Origin of the sequence: Actinocorallia aurantiaca, assembly GCF_039533685.1 — a bacterium.
GTDB lineage: Bacteria > Actinomycetota > Actinomycetes > Streptosporangiales > Streptosporangiaceae > Actinocorallia > Actinocorallia aurantiaca.
This window is the reverse complement of record NZ_BAAATZ010000008.1, coordinates 52,580-70,694: the sequence shown is the minus strand read 5'-3', so window position 1 is coordinate 70,694 and position 18,115 is coordinate 52,580. Positions and strand designations below refer to the sequence as shown.

At 72.9% G+C, this 18,115-nt stretch carries 17 protein-coding genes; 9 read left to right on the top strand and 8 right to left on the bottom strand.

Going from position 1 to position 18,115, the window contains the following annotated elements; translation table 11 throughout:
- Positions 1–11 precede the first annotated feature (11 nt).
- Positions 12–827 (top strand): Scr1 family TA system antitoxin-like transcriptional regulator, encoded by an 816-nt coding sequence (locus ABD327_RS12440; protein ID WP_344450477.1) that lies wholly within the window; start codon positions 12–14, stop codon positions 825–827.
- Positions 824–1,006, top strand: a complete 183-nt coding sequence (locus ABD327_RS12435; protein WP_344450476.1) for a DUF397 domain-containing protein — start codon at positions 824–826, stop codon at positions 1,004–1,006. Before ABD327_RS12440 ends, ABD327_RS12435 begins: the two co-directional genes overlap by 4 nt.
- A 51-nt stretch (positions 1,007–1,057) precedes the next feature.
- On the opposite strand, the gene ABD327_RS12430 is transcribed toward ABD327_RS12435, so the two are convergent.
- From ABD327_RS12430 to ABD327_RS12405, 6 genes are all read right to left on the bottom strand, one after another.
- The gene (locus tag ABD327_RS12430; RefSeq protein WP_344450475.1) at positions 1,058–2,692 is read right to left on the bottom strand and encodes a DNA repair helicase XPB; all 1,635 of its coding nucleotides are present in this window, start codon (positions 2,690–2,692) and stop codon (positions 1,058–1,060) included.
- Positions 2,693–2,780: 88 nt separating this feature from the next.
- Entirely contained in the window at positions 2,781–3,167 is a 387-nt protein-coding gene (locus ABD327_RS12425; protein WP_344450474.1) for a hypothetical protein, read from the bottom strand.
- A gap of 51 nt (positions 3,168–3,218) precedes the next feature.
- On the bottom strand, positions 3,219–5,522 hold the full coding sequence (locus ABD327_RS12420) for a helicase-associated domain-containing protein (RefSeq protein ID WP_344450473.1): 2,304 nt from the start codon (positions 5,520–5,522) through the stop codon (positions 3,219–3,221).
- A 9-nt stretch (positions 5,523–5,531) separates the two neighbouring features.
- Positions 5,532–6,134, bottom strand: coding sequence for a TetR/AcrR family transcriptional regulator (locus ABD327_RS12415; protein WP_344450472.1), 603 nt, complete (start codon positions 6,132–6,134; stop codon positions 5,532–5,534).
- A gap of 33 nt (positions 6,135–6,167) precedes the next feature.
- Positions 6,168–6,563 carry a cold-shock protein gene (locus tag ABD327_RS12410; protein WP_344450471.1) on the bottom strand — a complete coding sequence of 132 codons (396 nt, stop codon included), beginning with the start codon at positions 6,561–6,563 and terminating at the stop codon, positions 6,168–6,170.
- 75 nt (positions 6,564–6,638) lie between these two features.
- Complete coding sequence (locus ABD327_RS12405; RefSeq protein ID WP_344450470.1) at positions 6,639–7,295, bottom strand: HAD family hydrolase; 657 nt, start codon at positions 7,293–7,295, stop codon at positions 6,639–6,641.
- Positions 7,296–7,468: 173 nt separating this feature from the next.
- Between ABD327_RS12405 and ABD327_RS12400 the strand changes: the two genes are divergently transcribed.
- Both ABD327_RS12400 and ABD327_RS12395 read left to right on the top strand, forming a co-directional pair.
- The gene (locus tag ABD327_RS12400; RefSeq protein WP_344450469.1) at positions 7,469–8,335 is read left to right on the top strand and encodes a DUF3027 domain-containing protein; all 867 of its coding nucleotides are present in this window, start codon (positions 7,469–7,471) and stop codon (positions 8,333–8,335) included.
- Between the two features lie 2 nt (positions 8,336–8,337).
- On the top strand, positions 8,338–11,277 hold the full coding sequence (locus ABD327_RS12395) for a sacsin N-terminal ATP-binding-like domain-containing protein (RefSeq protein ID WP_344450468.1): 2,940 nt from the start codon (positions 8,338–8,340) through the stop codon (positions 11,275–11,277).
- Here the strand turns inward: ABD327_RS12395 and ABD327_RS12390 are convergent.
- Positions 11,270–11,632, bottom strand: a complete 363-nt coding sequence (locus ABD327_RS12390; RefSeq protein ID WP_344450467.1) for a DUF2530 domain-containing protein — start codon at positions 11,630–11,632, stop codon at positions 11,270–11,272. The genes ABD327_RS12395 and ABD327_RS12390 overlap by 8 nt on opposite strands.
- 150 nt (positions 11,633–11,782) lie before the next feature.
- On the opposite strand from ABD327_RS12390, the gene ABD327_RS12385 reads away from it, so the two are divergent.
- From ABD327_RS12385 to thpR, 5 genes are all read left to right on the top strand, one after another.
- Positions 11,783–12,217, top strand: a complete 435-nt coding sequence (locus ABD327_RS12385) for a MarR family winged helix-turn-helix transcriptional regulator (RefSeq protein ID WP_344450466.1) — start codon at positions 11,783–11,785, stop codon at positions 12,215–12,217.
- Positions 12,218–12,225: 8 nt separating this feature from the next.
- A complete protein-coding gene (locus ABD327_RS12380; protein WP_344450465.1) occupies positions 12,226–13,434 on the top strand; it encodes an MFS transporter in 1,209 nt (402 codons plus the stop codon).
- Between the two features lie 76 nt (positions 13,435–13,510).
- Positions 13,511–14,083, top strand: a complete 573-nt coding sequence (locus ABD327_RS12375; protein ID WP_344450464.1) for a TerD family protein — start codon at positions 13,511–13,513, stop codon at positions 14,081–14,083.
- 3 nt (positions 14,084–14,086) lie between these two features.
- Positions 14,087–15,700 (top strand): TerD family protein, encoded by a 1,614-nt coding sequence (locus tag ABD327_RS12370; protein WP_344450463.1) that lies wholly within the window; start codon positions 14,087–14,089, stop codon positions 15,698–15,700.
- 1 nt (position 15,701) lies between these two features.
- Positions 15,702–16,265, top strand: a complete 564-nt coding sequence (gene thpR, locus ABD327_RS12365) for an RNA 2',3'-cyclic phosphodiesterase (protein ID WP_344450462.1) — start codon at positions 15,702–15,704, stop codon at positions 16,263–16,265.
- 10 nt (positions 16,266–16,275) lie between these two features.
- On the opposite strand, the gene ABD327_RS12360 is transcribed toward thpR, so the two are convergent.
- Positions 16,276–18,114, bottom strand: a complete 1,839-nt coding sequence (locus ABD327_RS12360; RefSeq protein ID WP_344450461.1) for a hypothetical protein — start codon at positions 18,112–18,114, stop codon at positions 16,276–16,278.
- Between the last annotated feature and the right edge of the window lies 1 nt (position 18,115).

The window sequence follows — 18,115 nt, the reverse complement described above, 5'->3', positions numbered from 1 at the left end:
CCGGAGGGTTCATGCCCAAGCTCGTCCCGGCCCCCGAGCCGACCACCGACCTGTGGGCGCTCATCGCCCACCACCTGCGGTTTCTTCGCCTTCAGAAGGGCAAGTCGCAGGCCAATGTGGGCGCCATCATCAGTGCCTCCATCGCCTCGGTTTCTCGTATCGAGCGAGGGGAGGAGATGCTCGATGAGAAGCAGGACGCGCTTCTTGATAAAGAGTGGGATACGGGCGGTTTGTTCTGTTTTCTCATTTATCACGCAACTCGCAACCATAACTCCGCATGGCGCGAGCAGTGCCTGCATCTTGAGGCGTCCGCCCATTTCCTGCGCGTCTATGAGGCGCTGATCGTCCCCGGAATCTTTCAGACTCCTGAGTACGCGCGGGCGCTCATCCTGTCCGGGCGTTACGCTTCCCGGGCTGACGAGCTGGTGGCCGGTCGCATGGAACGCGCTGATATCTTCCGGCGCGAACCGCCCCCGGAAGTGTGGGTGATTCTGTCGGAGAACGCCTTGAGCTGGCCTATCGGAGGGCTGGATGTCATGCGCGGCCAACTGGAGCGCCTGCTCGACCTCGCCCGGCTGGACACCGTCGGAATCAGGGTCGTGCCCCGCTCCTCTGGCGCGTCCCCGGCCATGGACGGAAGTTTCATGATCATGACCTTGGAGGTGGGGGACACGGCGTTCTCCGACTCCCCCGGCGGCGGACGTCTCATCAGCGAACCGGCCGAAGTGCGCGAGTACCTTGGGCGTTACGAGCGGATTGGCTCCCGGGCGCTTTCCGGGTCCGACAGCCTCGCGCTGATCCACCGATATCTGGAGAACATCGAATGACCACCACTCATGTTTGGCGCAAGTCCAGCTACAGCGGTGCTGAGAACCTGTGCGTCGAGTTGGCTGCGCTTCCAGCCGAGCTGAGGATCCGGGACAGCAAGAACCCCGAGCGGGGCCACCTGTCTCTGTCCGGCGGCCGTGCCGCCGCGTTCCTGGCCCGGGTGAAGTCCGGCCGTTAACGCGGCCTCGGGCCGAGCGGAAAGCGGCCCCCCTGGCGGAAGGCCGCCCTCTCACACGTCGTCGGCGTCGACGATCCGGTAGGCGTAGCCCTGCTCGGCGAGGAAGCGCTGCCGGTGGGCGGCGAAGTCCTGGTCGAGGGTGTCGCGGGCGACGACGCTGTAGAAGCGGGCGGTGCCGCCGTCGGCCTTGGGGCGCAGGACGCGGCCGAGGCGCTGGGCCTCCTCCTGGCGGGAGCCGAAGGAACCGGAGACCTGGATGGCCACGGAGGCCTCGGGGAGGTCGATGGAGAAGTTCGCGACCTTGGAGACGACCAGGCACTTGATCTCGCCGCTGCGGAAGCCGTCGAACAGGCGCTCCCGCTCCTTGATCTTGGTCTCACCCTTGATCACGGGGGCGTCGAGCCGCTCGCCCAGCTCGTCGAGCTGGTCGATGTACTGGCCGATGACCAGGGTCGGCTCGCCCCGGTGCCGCTCGACCAGCCGCTCCACGACACGGGTCTTGGTCTCGGTGGTGGCGCAGAACCGGTAGCGCTCCTCGGGCTCGGCCGTGGCGTAGGACAGCCGCTCGGAGTCGGTCAGGGTGACCCGCACCTCGACGCAGTCTGCGGGGGCGATCCAGCCCTGGTTCTCCATCTCCTTCCAGGGCGTGTCGTAGCGCTTGGGCCCGATGAGGGAGAAGACGTCGCCCTCGCGCCCGTCCTCGCGGACCAGGGTGGCGGTCAGGCCCAGCCGGCGGCGGGCCTGCAGGTCGGCGGTCATCCGGAAGATCGGCGCGGGCAGCAGGTGCACCTCGTCGTAGATCACCAGGCCCCAGTCGCGGGCGTCGAACAGCTCCAGGTGCCCGTAGGCGCCCTTACGCCGGGACGTCATGATCTGGTAGGTGGCGATGGTGACCGGGCGGATCTCCTTCTTGGCGCCCGAGTACTCGCCGATCTCGTCCTCGGTGAGGCTGGTGCGGCGGATCAGCTCCTGCTTCCACTGGTGGACGCTGACGGTGTTGGTGACCAGGATCAGCGTGGTCGCCCGCGCGTGCGCCATGGCCGCGGCCCCCACGGTCGTCTTGCCCGCCCCGCAGGGCAGCACCACGACCCCGGACCCGCCCTGCCAGAACGCCTCCGCGGCGTCCTTCTGGTAGGGCCGCAGCGACCAGCCGGTCTCCGCCAGGTCGATCGGGTGCGCCTCGCCGTCCACGTACCCGGCGAGGTCCTCGGCGGGCCAGCCGAGCTTGAGCAGCGCCTGCTTGAGGGTGCCCCGCTCGGACGGGTGCACGGCCACGGTGTCCTCCGACACCCGGTCGCCGAGCAGCGGCTTGATCTTCTTGGACCGCAGCACCTCCTCCAGCACGGCCCGGTCGGTCGAGATGAGGACGAGCCCGTCCACGGGGTGCTTCTCCAGCCGCAGCCGCCCGTACCGCCCCATCGTGTCGGCGACGTCCACCAGCAGCGCGTGCGGCACCGGGTAGCGCGAGAACTCGATCAGCGCGTTCACGACCTGCTCGGCGTCGTGCCCGGCGGCCCGCGCGTTCCACAACGCCAGCGGCGTCACCCGGTAGGTGTGCACGTGCTCGGGCGCCCGCTCCAGCTCGCAGAAGGGCGCGATGGCCCGACGGCAATCACCCGCCCGCTCATGGTCGACTTCCAGCAGCAGCGTCTTGTCCGACTGCACGATCAACGGACCATCATTCATAACCATCGAGTCTGCAACACCGGAGGGGGTGCCGGTGTTCCTGCGCGCCGGGTGAGCGGGATCTCCCGGCCGAGATGGCCGGAAGGCGTCAGATGGTGTAGCCGTCGTCGACGGTCGTGGTGGATTCGTCGAAGGACTCGGAGAGGCCCAGGGCGAAGAAGAGGACGAGCAGCACGATTCCCACGAGGATGGCGGCACCGAAGATCACCCAGCTCCACATGGTGAGGTTCTTGGCCGAGACCGGGTCGGTGTGGACCCGGCTCATCGCGATCGCGGCGGTGACGATGCCGGGGACGGCCAGCAGCCCGCAGCAGGTGATGGTGAGCAGGATGTTGGCGATCAGCGCGGCCACCGCGGCGCCGTTGTTCGCCGGGGGAGGCGGCGGGACGAACGGACCGTACTGGTTGCCGTACTGGTTGGGGTGGCCGGGGATGCCGTTGCCGTAAATGTAAGGATCTTGGGGGGGATAGCTCACGGGGAGACCTTCTCGTCCATACCTGTGGGACTGCGCAGATTATCGATGGGTTCAGACCTTCCGCACACCGGTGATGCGGTGCAGCGCGAAACGCTGGACGGAGGCCCTGGTCTGGTCGTACGCCGTCAGGTAGCCGCCGTCCACCCGAACCGGCTCGATGATCCGGCTGGAGGCCTGGCCCTGCTGGTCCAGGTAGCCGATCCACAACCGGGCGCCGATGGCGGCCCGCAGCTCGTCGACCATGGCCGCCGACGGGGTGCGCGGCGGCTCCCCGGCGGGCGCGCCGACCGAGGCGGCCTCCTCGCCCGCGCGCAGCGCCCGGATCGCCGCGGCGGCGATCCGCCCGTCCGCGAGGGGCTCGTGCTCGATCGGCGGGCGGGCCGCCGGCTCGGCGCGGCGGGCGTCCGTCCGGGTGACCACCAGCCCGCCCTCGGCCGACTCGGGAACGGGGGAGAAGCCGACGGAGCGCAGCGCCTCCAGCAGCTCCTGGCGGGACAGCCGGGAGGCCAGCACCGTCGGCGCCAGCCGGTGCAGGCGCAGGGTCGAGGCGCGGCGGTCGGCGAGGATCTCGTCCAGGGTCGCCGGGTCGTCGCAGCGGACGTAGGAGAGGGCGGTGCCGACCCGGAGCCTGCCGTGCCGGCGGCCGACGTCCTCGACCAGGTACGCCAGGGGCTGCGGGACGGGGGTGCTGCTGTGCCGCGCCAGCAGGTCCAGCAGGTCCGAGACGGAGCGCCCGGCGTCCAGGGCCCGCCGCACCGACTCGGCGGTGAACCGGTAGACCGTCGCCCCGCCCTTCGACTCCACGTCGGCGGTCAGCGCCAGCTCGCGCGCCAGGTCGGGTACGAGAGGGCCGGGCGCGACCGCCGTCAGGTCCGCCTGGAGCATCACTTGGTCGACAGGCTCGGGCAGCAGCGCGCCGAGCGCCTCGGCGACCTCCTCCCCGGCCAGGAGCGCCCCGGTGTAGGACGCCGCGGCGCCGAACCCGGTGATCCCGAGGAAGGCCGTCTCGTGCAGGGTCCACGAGACGATCCGGTCGTGCAGGCCGCCCGTGCGCCGGGGGTGGCGCCAGGCCAGAGTCCGCAGCACCGCCTCCTCCGTGGGCGCGACAGGCGCGATCCCCTCCTCGGCCCCCGCGGACGCCGCCAGCGTCTCCAGCGTCTCGCGCCTGATCCACGGGGCGGCGGGCCGGACGAGCTCGTCGGACAGGGCGTTGATCGTCTTGTCCCTGGCGTCGCGTTCGCCGACCAGACCCGGCACCCGGTCGGTCGCCAGCCAGGCGTAGGCCAGGTCGGTCCAGCGGGCGGCGGCGTCGCGCAGCAGCCACAGGTCGTAGGTGCGGGTGGGCAGCCACTCCCCCTCGCGGGCGAGCAGGCCCGCCGCGTAGGCGATCTCGGCGACCAGCGCGGCGTCGCGTTCGGGGAGGTCGAGCAGGCCCGCCGCGGCCTTGAGCTCCCGGACGCCCAGGCCGCCGGTGCGCAGCACGGGCGGGGGGTTCACCCCCCAGTGCTCCAGCAGCTCCTCGGTCAGCCGCAGCAGGGTGAATGCCTGCCCGGAGGCGATCTGGTCGGTCAGCCTCCGGGAGCGGGAGGTCCCCGCGGGCGCCGGCGGGGTGATGACGTCGCCCTGGAAGAGGGCGCCTCCGCGCAGGTGCAGCCCCACCTCGCGGGGCAGCGTCACCGTCCGGTCGTCCAGCGGGACCAGCAGGCATCTGGCCAGCAGGCGTTCCACGGGGCTGTGCGCCTCGGCGAGGCCCACCGGACGCCGCGCGTTCTCGATCCGGCCCGTGGGAGGACCCCAGGCCAGGTGCTCCAGCGCCGTCCTCGCCTCGGGCCCGGCGGCCTCGATGAGGGGGCCGGGATCGGCCAGCAGCCCGGCGAGGGCCTCGGCGAGTCCGGCGCCGCTGGCGAAGGCGGTGGGGACGTCCAGGTCCTCGGCGAGCGCCAGGAGCCTGTCCAGGGGCAGCGCGGCCAGCGCCTCGCGGGCGGGCGGCCCGAGTCCGGCGGGGTGGGGGAGCGCGGCCCGCACGCCGGGCGCGACCCGCAGGGTGCGGGAGGGGCCCGGCCAGAGGAGGCCGAGGTCCCGCAGCCGCTCCACGACCTCGTTGCACCGCGCTCCCAGCGCCTTCTTCAGCGAGGTGAGGGTGGGGGAGGGCAGGACGATGACCGCTTCGAGGACGGCCAGCGCCGCGCGGTCCAGCCGGTCCAGGGCCCGGTTGACCGCCGACGGGGCGACCGCGCGGGCGGCCAGGGCCGCCAGGTCGGCGGGGACGGGGGTGATCAGTTCGGGCCGCGCGGAGACCAGGACGCGCAACTGCTCGTCGGTGCGCCCGCGGAGCCAGTCCCCGTAACTGTCCAATCGGGCCCGCTAGTTCTGGTTCAGCAGACCCAGGGCCAGCCGGGCCCAGGCGGCTGCGAAACGTTTCTCGTCGGTCTTGACCGGGGTCTCGTACAGCGACTCGCCGGCCAGCCAGTAGTTGACCACCGATCCGCCGAGGATCGCCGCGATCGCCTGCCAGTCCTCGTCCCTGTCCTGGAACTCGGGCTGGGTGGCCAGCCAGGTCGCGATGCTCTCGTACAGCGGGTTGACCACGCCGTCCCGCATGTCGGCGACCAGCTGGGGGAACTGGTCGAGGTCGCGGAAGAGCACCCGGATGAGGTCCTGCTCCTCGCGCATCTTGGCGATGCCCGCGTGGCAGGTCATGCGCAGCCGCAGGTCGAGCGGCTTGCTCTTGAGGTTCTCGGATTCGGAGAGGACCGTGCTGACCTGGTCGCGGGTGCGCTCTATGCGTTCGCGCACGGCGGCCGCCAGCACTTCCTGCTTGGACGGGAAGTGCCGGTAGAGACCGCCTGCGCCCGGGGACAGGCCGGCGGCGGCCTCGATCTCGGCCACCGACGTCGCGGCGTAACCGCGGTCGGCGAACAGCCGCAGCGCCTCGGCCACGATCCGCTCGCGCGTCGTTCTGCTCATTGATGTGATCCTCCCCCAGAAGACTAGGGCAGGTCAGCCATCGATGTCGTCGGCGACCGCGCGCAGGACCGTCGCGATCTTGCGGGCTTCGGATCCGGAGGGGTGCTTTCCGCGGCGGTAGGTCTCTGAGACGTGGTCGAGGAGCTTGATCAGATCCTCGGTGATGACGACCATGTCGTCGGGGCGTTTGCGCTTGGCCTTGGCGATGGTCTTCTCGACCGAGGGAGGGGTGTCGACGACCCTCACGGACAGGGCCTGCTGGCCGCGACGGCCTTCGACGACCCCGAACTCGACCCGTTGGCCCTGTTTCAAGGCGCTTGTTCCGCTGGGGAGGGCGGAGGAATGCACGAAGACCTCACCCCCGTCATCGCGGGTGAGAAAACCGAAACCCTTGTCGGTGTCGTACCACTTGACCTTGCCACTGGGCACGGCGGACCTCTGTCTGGCTGCAGCGTTCTTGTGATCCGTACAAGGCTAATGCCTTACGGCAAAACGGCATACTCCTTATCGTCCCTCGATCGGCGGCACCTCCTCCCGTTCTTCCCCCGGGCGGGTTTGACATACCCGGTCAAACCCGTCAAGCCACTGCGGAAACGCGCCGAGATCGTCCAGGACGTGGTCGGCGCCGTAGCCGAGCAGGTCCGCCGCGCTGAACCCGCCGGTGGCCACGGCGAGGCTGAAGGCGCCGGCCGCCCGCGCCGCGTCGACGTCGCCGGTGTGGTCGCCGACGTAGGTGTGCGCGCCGTGCTCCCGCAGCGCCGCGCCCTTGGCGGACGACCACAGGCCGCCGGCCAGGAGGTCGACCTCCAGTCCGAGGAAGGCCAGGGTGGCCCGCGCGTGCGGTTCGTTCTTGGCCGTGACGACCATGACGCGCTCGCCCGCCGCGCGGACGGCGGCGACCGCCTCGGCGGCCCCGCTCATGAGGACGGTGGCCGGAATGGCCAGTTCCGGATAGAGCCGCCGGAAGCGCCGGACCATCTCGGGGACGCGGTCCTCGGGGAACCAGTTCGCCAGTTCCATCTCCAGCGGGGGGCCCAGGCGCCCGACGACCAGGGGGACGTCGATGAAGACGCCCGTCTCCGCGGCGAGCGCCGAGTAGACGGAGCCGATGCCCCCGCGGGTGTCCGCGAGGGTCAGGTCCAGGTCGAATCCCACCATCATGGCCGTCATTTTAAGGAACGTCCGCTGAGGTGGACACCCTTTTAAGTTTGATCCGGAACACCCGTTTGACGGCGTCCGAAACAGCTCTGCAAGGGTGGCCGGAGACGGTCCCGGGCCCGTGGCGGACGGGGACGGGTGCACGGTCATGTCCTCGGATGGGTGACAATCTGTCTGTGACGTCACTCCGTTCCGCCCCAGTCCGCCGCGGCCGCTCCGTCGCGGACCCGGCCTGCGTCGAAGCCGTCGACCTGGCGCTGGAGGCCGCGAAGGAGACGGCAAGGCCTTCCGAAGTGGGAGAGCACCAGGGGTACGCCGTCGAAGGCGACCGGGTGGTGACCCACTTCTTCGCCTGCACGGACTTCGGTTACCGGGGCTGGCGCTGGGCCGTCACGGTGACCCGCGCGGCTCGCGCCAAGGTCGTCACCGTCTCCGAGACGGCGCTGCTCCCCGGTGAGGAAGCCGTCCTGCCGCCCGAATGGGTGCCGTGGCTCGACCGGCTGCGCCCCGGCGACCTCGGCCCCGGCGACCTGCTGCCCACCGCACCCGACGACGCCCGGCTGGCGCCCGGCTTCGCCCAGCCCGAAGAGGACCTCGACGAGCAGGCCCAGTGGGAACTCGGCCTGGGCCGGGCCAGGGTCCTGTCGGCCGAGGGCCGCGACCAGGCCGCCGAACGCTGGTACGAGGGCGCCGCGGGCCCGCAGGCCCCGATCGCGGTGGCGGCCCCCGCCCAGTGCAGCACCTGCGGGTTCTACCTCCTGCTCTCCGGCGGGATGCGCCGGCTCTTCGGGGTCTGCGCCAACGAGCACGCGCCCGACGACGGCCGCGCCGTCTCGGCCGACCACGGCTGCGGCGCCCACTCCGAGGCCGTCGTGGCGCCCTCGGCGGCCGAGGTCCCGCCGCTGATCCTGGACGAGATGGCCCTCGACGAACTGGCCGTCGCCCCCGAGGAGACCGCCGCGGTCGAGGGGCCGGAACCGCCCGAGGGGCCGGAACCGCCCGAGGACGAGGTGTCCGACGAGGAAGCCCTCGGCCACAGCTGACCATGGAAGATCCCTTCGGCACCTCCGGGCTGCGGGCCCGGGTCCTGGACGCCTGGACGTCCGCGCCCGCCCGCTTCCGCGAGGACGCCAACGCCGAGGAGGACTACGCGCTCGGCGGCTACCGCGACCGGGTCCTGGTCGAGCTGGCGCAGAACGCCGCCGACGCCGCGCGGCGGGCCGGGGTGCCCGGGCACCTGCGGCTGGTCCTGTGGGAGGGGGCGCTGGAGGCCGCCAACACCGGGGCGCCGCTCACCGCCGAGGGCGTGGAGTCCCTGTCGTCGCTGCGCGCCTCCACCAAGCGCGGCGACGACTCGGCGGGCCGCTTCGGGGTGGGGTTCACCGCGGTCGTCTCGGTGAGCGACGAGCCGTCCGCGGCGTCCCTCACCGGGGCCGTCGCCTGGTCCGCGGAGCGCACCCGCGCCCTGGTGGCGGGGATCCCCGAGCTGGCGGAGGCGCTCGCGTCCCGGCACGGCCACGTCCCGGTCCTGCGGCTGCCCTTCCCCGCCGAGGCCGTCCCGCCGGAGGGCTTCACCACCCTGATCACCCTTCCGTTCCGCGACGAGGCGGCCGAGCGGTCGCTGCGCGCCCAGCTCGCCGAGCTGGGGGCGCCGCTCCTGCTCGCGCTGCCCGCGCTGGCCACCCTCACCGTCGTCGTGGACGGGGAGACCCGCCTGCTGCGGGCCGCCCGTCCCACCCCCGAGACCGTCACCGTCACCGAGACCCGCGGGGCCGCCGCCCCGGGGGAGGGCGAAGAGACGGTCTCCCGCTGGCGGACGGCCGAGGCCCACGGCGGGATCCCCGGGGAACTGCTGGCCGATCGGCCCACCGAGGAGCGGGGCCGCCCGTTCTGGTCGGTGCGCTGGGCGGTGCGGGCCGAGTCCCGCGGGCCGCTGGACGCCCCTCCGCCCGGCGGCGAGGTGCTGTACGCGCCGACCCCGACCGAGGAGCCGCTGGACTTCCCCGCCCTGCTGATCGCGAGCCTGCCGCTCGCCTCCGACCGCCGGAGGGCGGAGCCGGGCGGGCTGACGGACTTCCTGGTGGAGCGGGCCGCCGAGACCTATCTGGAGCTGCTCGCGGGAGCGGGCGGCGCGGAGGACGCCGGGATCAGAGCCCTGCTCGACCTGGTGCCGGGCCCCGTCCCGGTCGGGGTCCTGGACGGCGCGCTGCGCCGGGCGGTGCTCCGGCTCCTGCCCGACGCCCCGCTGCTGCCGCTCGCCGAGGACGCCGGGGCGCGGGTCAGGGGCAGGGACGCGGTGGCGGTGGACGGTCCCGCCCCGCTGGTGGAGGCGCTGAGCGGCGTGGTGCCCGGCCTGCTGCCCGCCGCCTGGCCGGCCGGGCACCGGGCGATGCGGGCGCTGGGCGTACGGCGCATGTCCGCCGCGGACGTGGTGGACGCGCTCGCCGGCCTGGACCGCGAACCCGCCTGGTGGCGGGGGATCTACGACGCGCTGAGCGGGGTGGACGCCGGGGAGCTGGGCGCCCTGCCGGTGCCGCTGGCCGACGGGAGGCTCGTCCGGGGGCCGCGCGGGGTGCTGCTGGCCCGGGATCTGCCGGAGCCGGGACGGCTGGCCGTGCTGGGCCTGCGGATCGCCGATCCGGACGCCGACCATCCGCTGCTGGTCCGGCTCGGGGCGGTGGAGGCCGGTCCCCGCCAGGTGCTCGCCGATCCGGCGGTGCGGGCCGCGGTCGAGGGCTCCCTGGATCTGGAGGACCCGGAGGAGTGCGACGCGGTCGCCGACGCGGTGCTGACGCTGACCGGCGCGCTGTCGGGCCCCGCCGAGCCCTGGCTGTCCGAGCTGGCGCTGACCGGCGCGGACGGCGAGCTCTACCCGGCGGGCGAGCTGTTGTTCGAGGACTCCCCGCTGCGCCGGGTGATGGGCGAGGACTCGCCTTTCGGGATCGTGGATCCGGAACTGGTCGAGCGGTACGGGTCCGCGGCGCTGGAGAACGCCGGAGTGCTGCGGGGCTTCGCGCTCCTGCGCGTCCGGGACGTGGACCTGAACGATCTCGAGACCCTCGACGAGCTGGGCCTGGACGGGGTCGAGGACTGGGACGTCCCCTCCGGCCATCTGCCCGAACTGGTCGCCGTCCGGGACCTGGAGCTGGTCCGGGACTGGGAGGCGGCCCTCGCGCTGCTGACCCGCCCGCCCTACAGGGAGGCGGTCGTGGAGCCGCTGTCCCTGATGGACGGCACCCGGGTGCCGTCCTACACGTCCTGGTGGCTGGAGCGCCATGAGGTCCTCGGCGGCGTGCGCCGCGCCCACGAAGCGGATCCGCTGCTGGAGGACCTCTACGACCCCGCGCCGGAGTTCCTCGATCCGGAGTTCGCCAGGGCGCTGGGCGTCAGGCGGACCCTCGACGACGTCCCGCCGGACGAGCTGCTGGGCCTGCTGGCCGATCCGGCGAGGCCGGTGCGGCGCGACCGGCTCAGGGAGCTGTGGACATGGTTGTCGCAGGCGCCGGATCTCCTGCCGCCGGACGAGGTGCGCGCGGTGACCGGGGGCGTGGTCGAGGTCGTTCCGGCGGAGGACGCCATCGTGGTGGACGTCCCGTACGCGCTGCCGCTGCTGGCCGACCAGCCGCTGGTGCTGCTGCCGCACGCCAGGGCCGAGGCCCTGGCGGAGCTGCTGGAGCTTCCGCTGGCCTCGGACGAGGTGCAGGGCGGCCCGGACTCTCCGGGCGTCGAGCGCGAGGTGCCGGGGATCGTCCGCGAGCTGTTCCCCGAGGCCCCCGAGAGCTATCTGCACCACGAGAAGCTGGTCGTGCACGGCCGTGAGGTGTCCTGGTGGTACGACGGGAGCCCGCACGCCTCGGGTCCCGGCGGCCTGGCCCGCGCCATCGCCTGGGAGCTGGGCCGGTGGTCCGACCGGCAGTCCCTGGCGGCGCTGCTGACCGCGCCGGATTCGGCGGCCCTGCTGCTGGCCGAGGACGATCTCAGCTGAGCGGAGGCCTGCGGGTCGTTCCCTCTCCGCGCTCCTCGGCGGCCCGCATCTCCCGGGTGGCGGAAGTCTCCTCCCGGAGCCGGGCCTCCTCGAGCTCCCCGGCAGGGGTTCCTCCGGCGGCCGACGAGGCGTCCTCGGCGCGGGTCCGCTGCATGCGCGGGATGAACCAGCAGGCGAAGAGGCCGATGACCGCGCCGGTCACGCACACCCACAGCCACCAGGTCTCGTCTTCGGGAAGCCCGACGACGAGCAGTACCAGCAGCGCGACCGCCCAGACGACGGTGCCCGCGGCCGCGACGCGCACGTCATTGGTCTTCAGCGGCTCCGGCTGGGGCCGCCTGGGATGTGTCGGCATGTCAGCCACACTATCGGCGCTCCCAGGTGCGGTCGCCGTCACGGGGGTGGATACCCCGGGCCGGTATAGGGTGCCGGACGTCGGGGGGCGGAATAGGAGAACCCGGGAGGTCGTTAGCAAGAGTAATGACTCTTGCTAATGAATGTGATGATGAACGAGACCACGAGGACGGCACGCTCCGGACTGGCCGAGGAACTGCGGATCTCGGTGGCCCGGCTTTCGCGCAGACTGCGGGCCCAGGTGGGGAGCGACCTGTCGGTCACCCAGTTCTCAGCCCTGGCGGTACTGGAACGGCACGGCGAGATGACGCCGAGCGAGCTCGCCGAGCACGAGCACGTCAAACCGCCCTCCATGACCAGGACGGTCGCGGCGCTCGAAGCGGCGCGGCTGGTCGCACGGCGGCCCCATGCGACCGACCGGCGGCAGGTGGTCCTCGCCGTGACCGAGCCGGGGCGCGCTCTCCTGGGCGAGCACCGAAGGCGCAAAGAGGCCTGGCTGGCGATGCGGCTGGCGGAGCTGACGGAGGAGGAGCGGGCCGCCCTGGAACGGGCGGTGCCGATCCTGGAGCGCCTGAGCAGAAGCTGAAGGGCGGCATGTTCCGCAGCCTGCGGAACCGCAACTACCGCCTCTTCATGTCCGGCCAGGTGATCTCCAACGTCGGCACCTGGATGCAGCGCATCGCCCAGGACTGGCTGGTGCTGCAGCTCACGCACAACAGCGGGACGGCCCTGGGCATCACCACGGGCCTGCAGTTCCTGCCGATGCTGCTGTTCGGCCTGTGGGGAGGGGTGATCGTCGACCGCTTCCCCCGGCGGAGGCTGCTCATGTTCAGCCAGCTCGGCCTCGGCCTGCCCGCGCTGATCCTGGGCGTGCTGGCCGTCACCGGGAACGCCCAGGTCTGGCACGTGTACGTGCTGGCGTTCGTCCTGGGCATGGCGACGGTGTTCGACAACCCGGCACGGCAGACCTTCGTCGTCGAGATGGTCGGCAAGGACGACCTGCCGAACGCCATCGCGTTGAACAGCGCCACCTTCAACGGCGCCCGGATGGTCGGGCCCGCCGTCGCGGGCGTGCTGATCGCCCTGGTCGGCACCGGACCCGTCTTCCTGATCAACGCGGCGTCGTTCGGCGCGGTGATCCTCGGTCTTTGGATGATGCGCGAGGACGAGCTGCACGTCCTGCCGCCCGTCCCGCGCAAGAAGGGACAGCTGCGGGAGGGGCTGCGCTACGTCCGGGACCGTCCGGATCTGGTCAGTGTGCTGGTCACCGTCGCGCTGGTGGCCGGCTTCTCGATGAACTTCCAGATCACGACCTCGCTGGTGGCCACCGAGGTCTTCGGCCGGGGGGCCTCGGAGTTCGGCCTGGCCAGCACCCTGCTGGCGCTGGGCTCGATGAGCGGGGCGCTGCTGGCGGCCCGCCGCGTCGCGCCCAGCAGGCGGCTGCTGTACGGGTCGGTGCTGGTGTTCGGCGTGCTCGAGGTCCTGGTGGGGCTGATGCCGAGCTGGCCGGCCTTCCTGCTCATGCTGGTCCCGGCGGGGCTGGCGCTGATGACCTTCACCACGGCCGCCAACGCCACCCTGCAGCTGGGCGTCTCCGGCGAGATGCGGGGCCGGGTGATGGCCCTGTACATGCTGGTGTTCATGGGCACCAACCCGATCGCCTCGCCGTTCATCGGCTGGGTCGCCGAGACGTTCGGGGCCCGGTCCTCGATCGTCCTGGGCGGGCTGGTGGCGGTCATGACCGCCACCGCCGTGATCGCTTATCCCCGGATACGCCGCGAAACCGTCGTGTCTTCGGCATAGGCTCATGTCAGGTGACAACCCGAGGCCCTGCTGCAAAGCTGGACCCCGGATCAACCGAACGTGGAGGGGCGACGTCGTGACTGTTTCGTTGCAGAAGGGGCAGCGGATCTCGCTGCAGAAGCCGGGCGGCGGCGGGCTCGCCGTGGTCCGGATGGGCCTGGGCTGGGACGCGGTGAAGAAGAAGGGCTTCTTCGGCTCCCGCGAGCAGGACATCGACCTGGACGCCTCGGTGGTGCTCTTCGCCGACCACCAGGTCGCCGACGTCGTCTACTTCGGCCAGCTGACCAGCCGCGACGGCTCGGTCCGGCACACGGGGGACAACCTCACCGGCGCCGGCGACGGCGACGACGAGTCGATCATCGTGGACCTGAGCCGGGTGCCGGTCCACGTCACCTCGCTGGTCTTCACGGTCAGCTCCTTCCAGGGCCAGACCTTCAACGAGGTGCAGAACGCCTTCTGCCGGGTCGTGGACGAGAGCACCAACCAGGAACTGGCCCGCTACACCCTCACCGGCGGGGGCGCGCACACCGGCATGGTGATGGCCCGGCTCTACCGGCACGGCCAGGAGTGGAAGCTCAACGCCATCGGCGAGCCCAGCCAGGGGCGAACCTTCCAGGACATGCTCCCGGCGATCGCGGCCCACGCCTGATCCGTGGCAGAGCTCATCCGGGGGGCCAATGCCCCGCTGAGCGCCGCCGGGCTCGCCGTCACCTGCTCCTGCGCGGCCCCGGTCGACCTGAGCGCGCTGCTCGTCGGCCGGGACCTGAAGGTGCGCTCCGACGCCGACCTGGTCTTCTACAACGCCCCCGAGGGGCCCGGCGTGCGCTGGTCGCAGGACGCGCTGGAGCTCGACCTCTCGGCGGTCCCCGCGGACGTCCACGCCGTCCTGGTGGCGTTCAGCCTCGCCGACCACGCGCCCCTCTCGACGGTCCCGCCGCCCACCGTGCGGGCCGGGGGCCACAGCTTCACCATCGACCGGCTGGCCGACGAGACGGCGCTGATCGCCCTGGAGTTCTACCGGCGCCAGGGCTCCTGGCGGGTCCGGGCCGTCGGCCAGGGGTACGCGGAGGGGCTCGCGGCCCTGGTCACCGCGCACGGCGTCCAGGTGGACGACCCCGGGCCCCCGCCTCCCGCGCCGCCCCAGGTCCGGCCGGAGACGTCCACGCCGTCGTCCCTCTACGGCGCGCAGCCGTCCCCGGGCGGCTCCACCGTGCCCCCGCAGGCGCCCCCGCCGCCCGTCGAGACGGACGCGCCGGGCGCGGGGCGGGTGCCGTTCACCGACCGGGCCTGGCTCGTCTGGGAGGACGCCAGCCGGTCGCTCGCCTCCTACCGGGCCTCGATGGACCACGCCCTGGCGATCAGGGACGACGAGGTCAGCGGCCGCGCCGCCCCGGGACGCTCCCAGCAGCTCATGCAGGCCGCGACCGAGCGGCTGACCACCGACATGACCCAGCTGGCGGGGGAGCTCGCCGCGCACGAGAGCGCGGTCGGCGCCGAGCTGTCGTCCTTCGACAGCCCCGCCTGGCTGACCTGGGAGCCCGGCGAGGAACTCGGCGAGGGCCTGCTGCTGGGCCACCTCAACGCCGACGAGATCAGCACCCTGCGGATCCCGCTCGTCCTGCGCATGCCCTGGCGGCGCATGGTCTGGATCAACCGGGGCACGACCCCGCAGGACTCGGTGGCGTTCGCCTGGTCGCTGGTCACCCGGTTCTTCGCCGCGGTGCCCCCGGGCGTCTGCGGGCTCGACGTCGTCGACCCCACCGGCCTGTCGGGCGCGGGCTGGCTGCACGGGCTGCCGCCCGCCACGGTCAACCTGCTGTGCGGCGGCGGGGTCGCCGCCGGCCGGGAGACGGCCCACCGGCTCGGCAGGCTCATCGACCTCATCGACCTGCGGGCGGTCGGCGGCGACGACTCCGCGCTGGTGGCGGACATGCCCCCCGTCCGGCTGCTGGTGGTCTTCGACGTGGGCGCGGCCCTGGAGGAGCACGGCGACCTGCTGATGCGGCTGGTCGAGGACGGGCCGCGGCTGGGCGTCCCGGTGATCTGCGTGGAGACCGACACCCCCACGGACGACTCGGTGCGGGCGCTGCGGATCAAGCAGTCGGGCCACACCCTGCCGTCCGGCGAGGGGGTGCTGTCGGACGCCTGGGTCGGCGGCGACTGGGCCCTCACCCCCGAGGTGCTCTTCGACGGCGCGGGCACCCGCCCGCCCGCGCTGCTGTCCCACGTCCTCAACGCCCACGGCCGGATCATCGAACGGGCCTGACATGCGACTCTTCACGGCTCTCATCCCGCCAGAGGAGGTCCTGGACGAGCTGGCCGAGGTCCTGGCCCCGGTCAGGGCCTCCCGGCCCGGCCTGCGCTGGCTGAGCCGCGAACTGTGGCATGTGACGCTCGCCTTCTACGGCGAGCTCGACGAGTCCGGGCACCGGCGGCTCCTGGAGGGGCTGGAGCGCGTCGCCGACCGCCCGGCGCCGGAACTGGCCCTCTCCGGCGCAGGCGCCTTCCCCCGGGGCGGATCCCGTGCCCGCGTGCTGTGGACGGGGCTCGAAGGGGACCTCCGGGCACTGTCGGACCTGGCCGAAGCGGTCGTCGGGGCGGGCGAGCGGGCGGGCGCGGAACAGGACCCGCACCGCGACTACCACGCCCATCTGACCGTCGCCCGCTCCCGCGTCCCGCGCGACCTGAGGCCGCTCACCGAAGAGCTCTCCGGTTTCGCGGGCACGGCCTGGACGGCGGGGGAGGTCCACCTCGTCCTCAGCCACCCCGGCGGCGGGCACGGCGGCCCGCGCTACGAATCCCTGGCGAACTGGCCGCTGCGGGAGTCCTGAGCCGCCCGGGTCACATCTCCGGCGGCGGCGCGGCCGAGCCGCTGCGGTCCGGCGGGCCCCAGGGCAGCCCGTACTTCTCGCAGGCCCTGCGCAGCTCGGACAGGTCGGGCGCGAACGTCACGCGGCGCAGCACCCGGCCGCCGGGGCTCCACACCACCAGCCGGGGGACGCCCTCGGTCGAGTGGTCGATGCCGATCCCGCCGACGGTCTCGCGGCGCAGGCTCCAGTCGGTCCGGCCCAGGCGGGTCACCGAGGCGATGCCGTGCATCGACACCCGCAGCTGGGAGCGGTTGCGGTCGTACAGCCAGGCCCCGGCCAGCCCGGCCAGCAGCCCGCCCGGCACCGACCAGGCCAGCGCCGCGCCGAACCCGGTGAACACCCAGGCCGCGGTCATCGCCACCAGCAGGCAGATCGCCGAGGTGATCCCGTACCCCCACATCCGGGAGCGGGGGGTGGCGTCCAGCAGGGCCCCGGGCCCCGCCTCGGGGACGGGCGGCGGCACCGGGTCCTCGGCGGCGAGGGTGGAGACCGCGCCGTGGAACGCGGCGCTCAGGTAGGCCTCGTACTCGGCGTCCGTCACCGGAAGGCCCGCGCTGCGGGCCTTCTCCCGCAGGTCCGTGCGGGCGATGCGCAGCGCCTTGAGCGGGGCGGTCAGGAACTCCTCGCCCTCGTTGTCGTACACCCGCAGCCAGGCGTGCCCGTCGACGGTCAGCAGCTCGATGACGCCGATCCGGTCCGCGGGCATCTTGAGCATGACGTCGCCGGCCATGTCGGCCCAGCCCAGGCCGTCCTCGCCGACGACCAGCCGGCCCCCGGGAACCTGGGCGAAGATCTCCGGCAGCCCCTCCAGCCCGTACTCCGACGGCCGGGGCGAGGCGGGCGCGGTCGAGATCACCTTGTAGCCGTGCTCGTCGAGGGTGTGCGCCAGCTGGAACTCGTCGACGCCCCGGGCGTGCAGGTGGCCCATCACCCGCAGCCGGTGGTCGAAGACCACGGCGGTCAGCGGCGCGTAGTCCGGTTCCCCGGTCATCGCGTCGAGTTCGGGGCCGGGCCCCAGCAGGATCGCCCCGATCGAGGAGGCGGGCAGCCCCTGCACCTCCTCGGCGGAGACCGTCCAGTGCACCGGGGCGTTGCGGCGCAGCCTGCGCCGCAGGGCCAGCAGCACGACCGACCCGGCCAGCGCCCACAGCCCGGCACCGAACCGCGAGGCCGGGGTGGGGGTGCCCTGCACCGCGGCCAGCACCACCATCGTCCAGGCCAGCGCGATGGCGGCGCCGCCCAGCAGCACCAGCCTCAGCCGCGCCGAGCGCTGGAGCCGCGAGGCGAGGACGACCGGCTCGCCCCGGGTCTCGGCGGGCTCCACCACCGCGGCCATGAGGGACGCCTCGACGTCCAGGTAGTCCTGCTCCTCGTCGGGGTCGGGCGCGAAGTCGCCGTCGACGACCCGGATGACCAGGCCGAGCCGGCGCGCGGTCACGAAGAACGCGTGCGGCTCGAATCCCATCTCCGGCAGCGTCCCCAGCTGGGTGGTGCCGAACTTGTGGTGGACGGTCAGCACCAGTTCGTCGGCGCTGATCGACAGCTCCTGGATGCGGCCGGGGGAGTAGCCCTGGACGACCCTGCCGTCCCGGTCGGCCAGCTCCAGGCCGGCCGGGGACAGCCGCCAGGAGGGGCCCGGCCGGGCGCCGGGGGTGACCAGGGGCAGCACGGAGAAGCCGAGGACGAGGGACGCCCACAGCCATGGAGGGTTCAGGGGGATGAGCGCAAAGGCGAGGGCCAGCAGGGAGAAGGGAGCGCCGCCCGGCGGGCGTCGGCCCTCAGCCCTCAGGCCGACGAGCTCGTGGTCCACA

What these genes read in the sequence shown, in the direction of transcription:
- ABD327_RS12415 (WP_344450472.1), bottom strand. Translation starts at nt 6,134, where the DNA reads ATGAGCAGAACGACGCGCGAGCGGATCGTGGCCGAGGCGCTGCGGCTG.
- ABD327_RS12405 (WP_344450470.1), bottom strand. Translation starts at nt 7,295, where the DNA reads ATGATGGTGGGATTCGACCTGGACCTGACCCTCGCGGACACCCGCGGG.
- ABD327_RS12380 (WP_344450465.1), top strand. Translation starts at nt 12,226, where the DNA reads ATGTTCCGCAGCCTGCGGAACCGCAACTACCGCCTCTTCATGTCCGGC.
- ABD327_RS12395 (WP_344450468.1), top strand. Translation starts at nt 8,338, where the DNA reads ATGGAAGATCCCTTCGGCACCTCCGGGCTGCGGGCCCGGGTCCTGGAC.
- thpR (WP_344450462.1), top strand. Translation starts at nt 15,702, where the DNA reads ATGCGACTCTTCACGGCTCTCATCCCGCCAGAGGAGGTCCTGGACGAG.
- ABD327_RS12430 (WP_344450475.1), bottom strand. Translation starts at nt 2,692, where the DNA reads ATGAATGATGGTCCGTTGATCGTGCAGTCGGACAAGACGCTGCTGCTG.
- ABD327_RS12440 (WP_344450477.1), top strand. Translation starts at nt 12, where the DNA reads ATGCCCAAGCTCGTCCCGGCCCCCGAGCCGACCACCGACCTGTGGGCG.
- ABD327_RS12390 (WP_344450467.1), bottom strand. Translation starts at nt 11,632, where the DNA reads ATGCCGACACATCCCAGGCGGCCCCAGCCGGAGCCGCTGAAGACCAAT.
- ABD327_RS12435 (WP_344450476.1), top strand. Translation starts at nt 824, where the DNA reads ATGACCACCACTCATGTTTGGCGCAAGTCCAGCTACAGCGGTGCTGAG.
- ABD327_RS12385 (WP_344450466.1), top strand. Translation starts at nt 11,783, where the DNA reads ATGAACGAGACCACGAGGACGGCACGCTCCGGACTGGCCGAGGAACTG.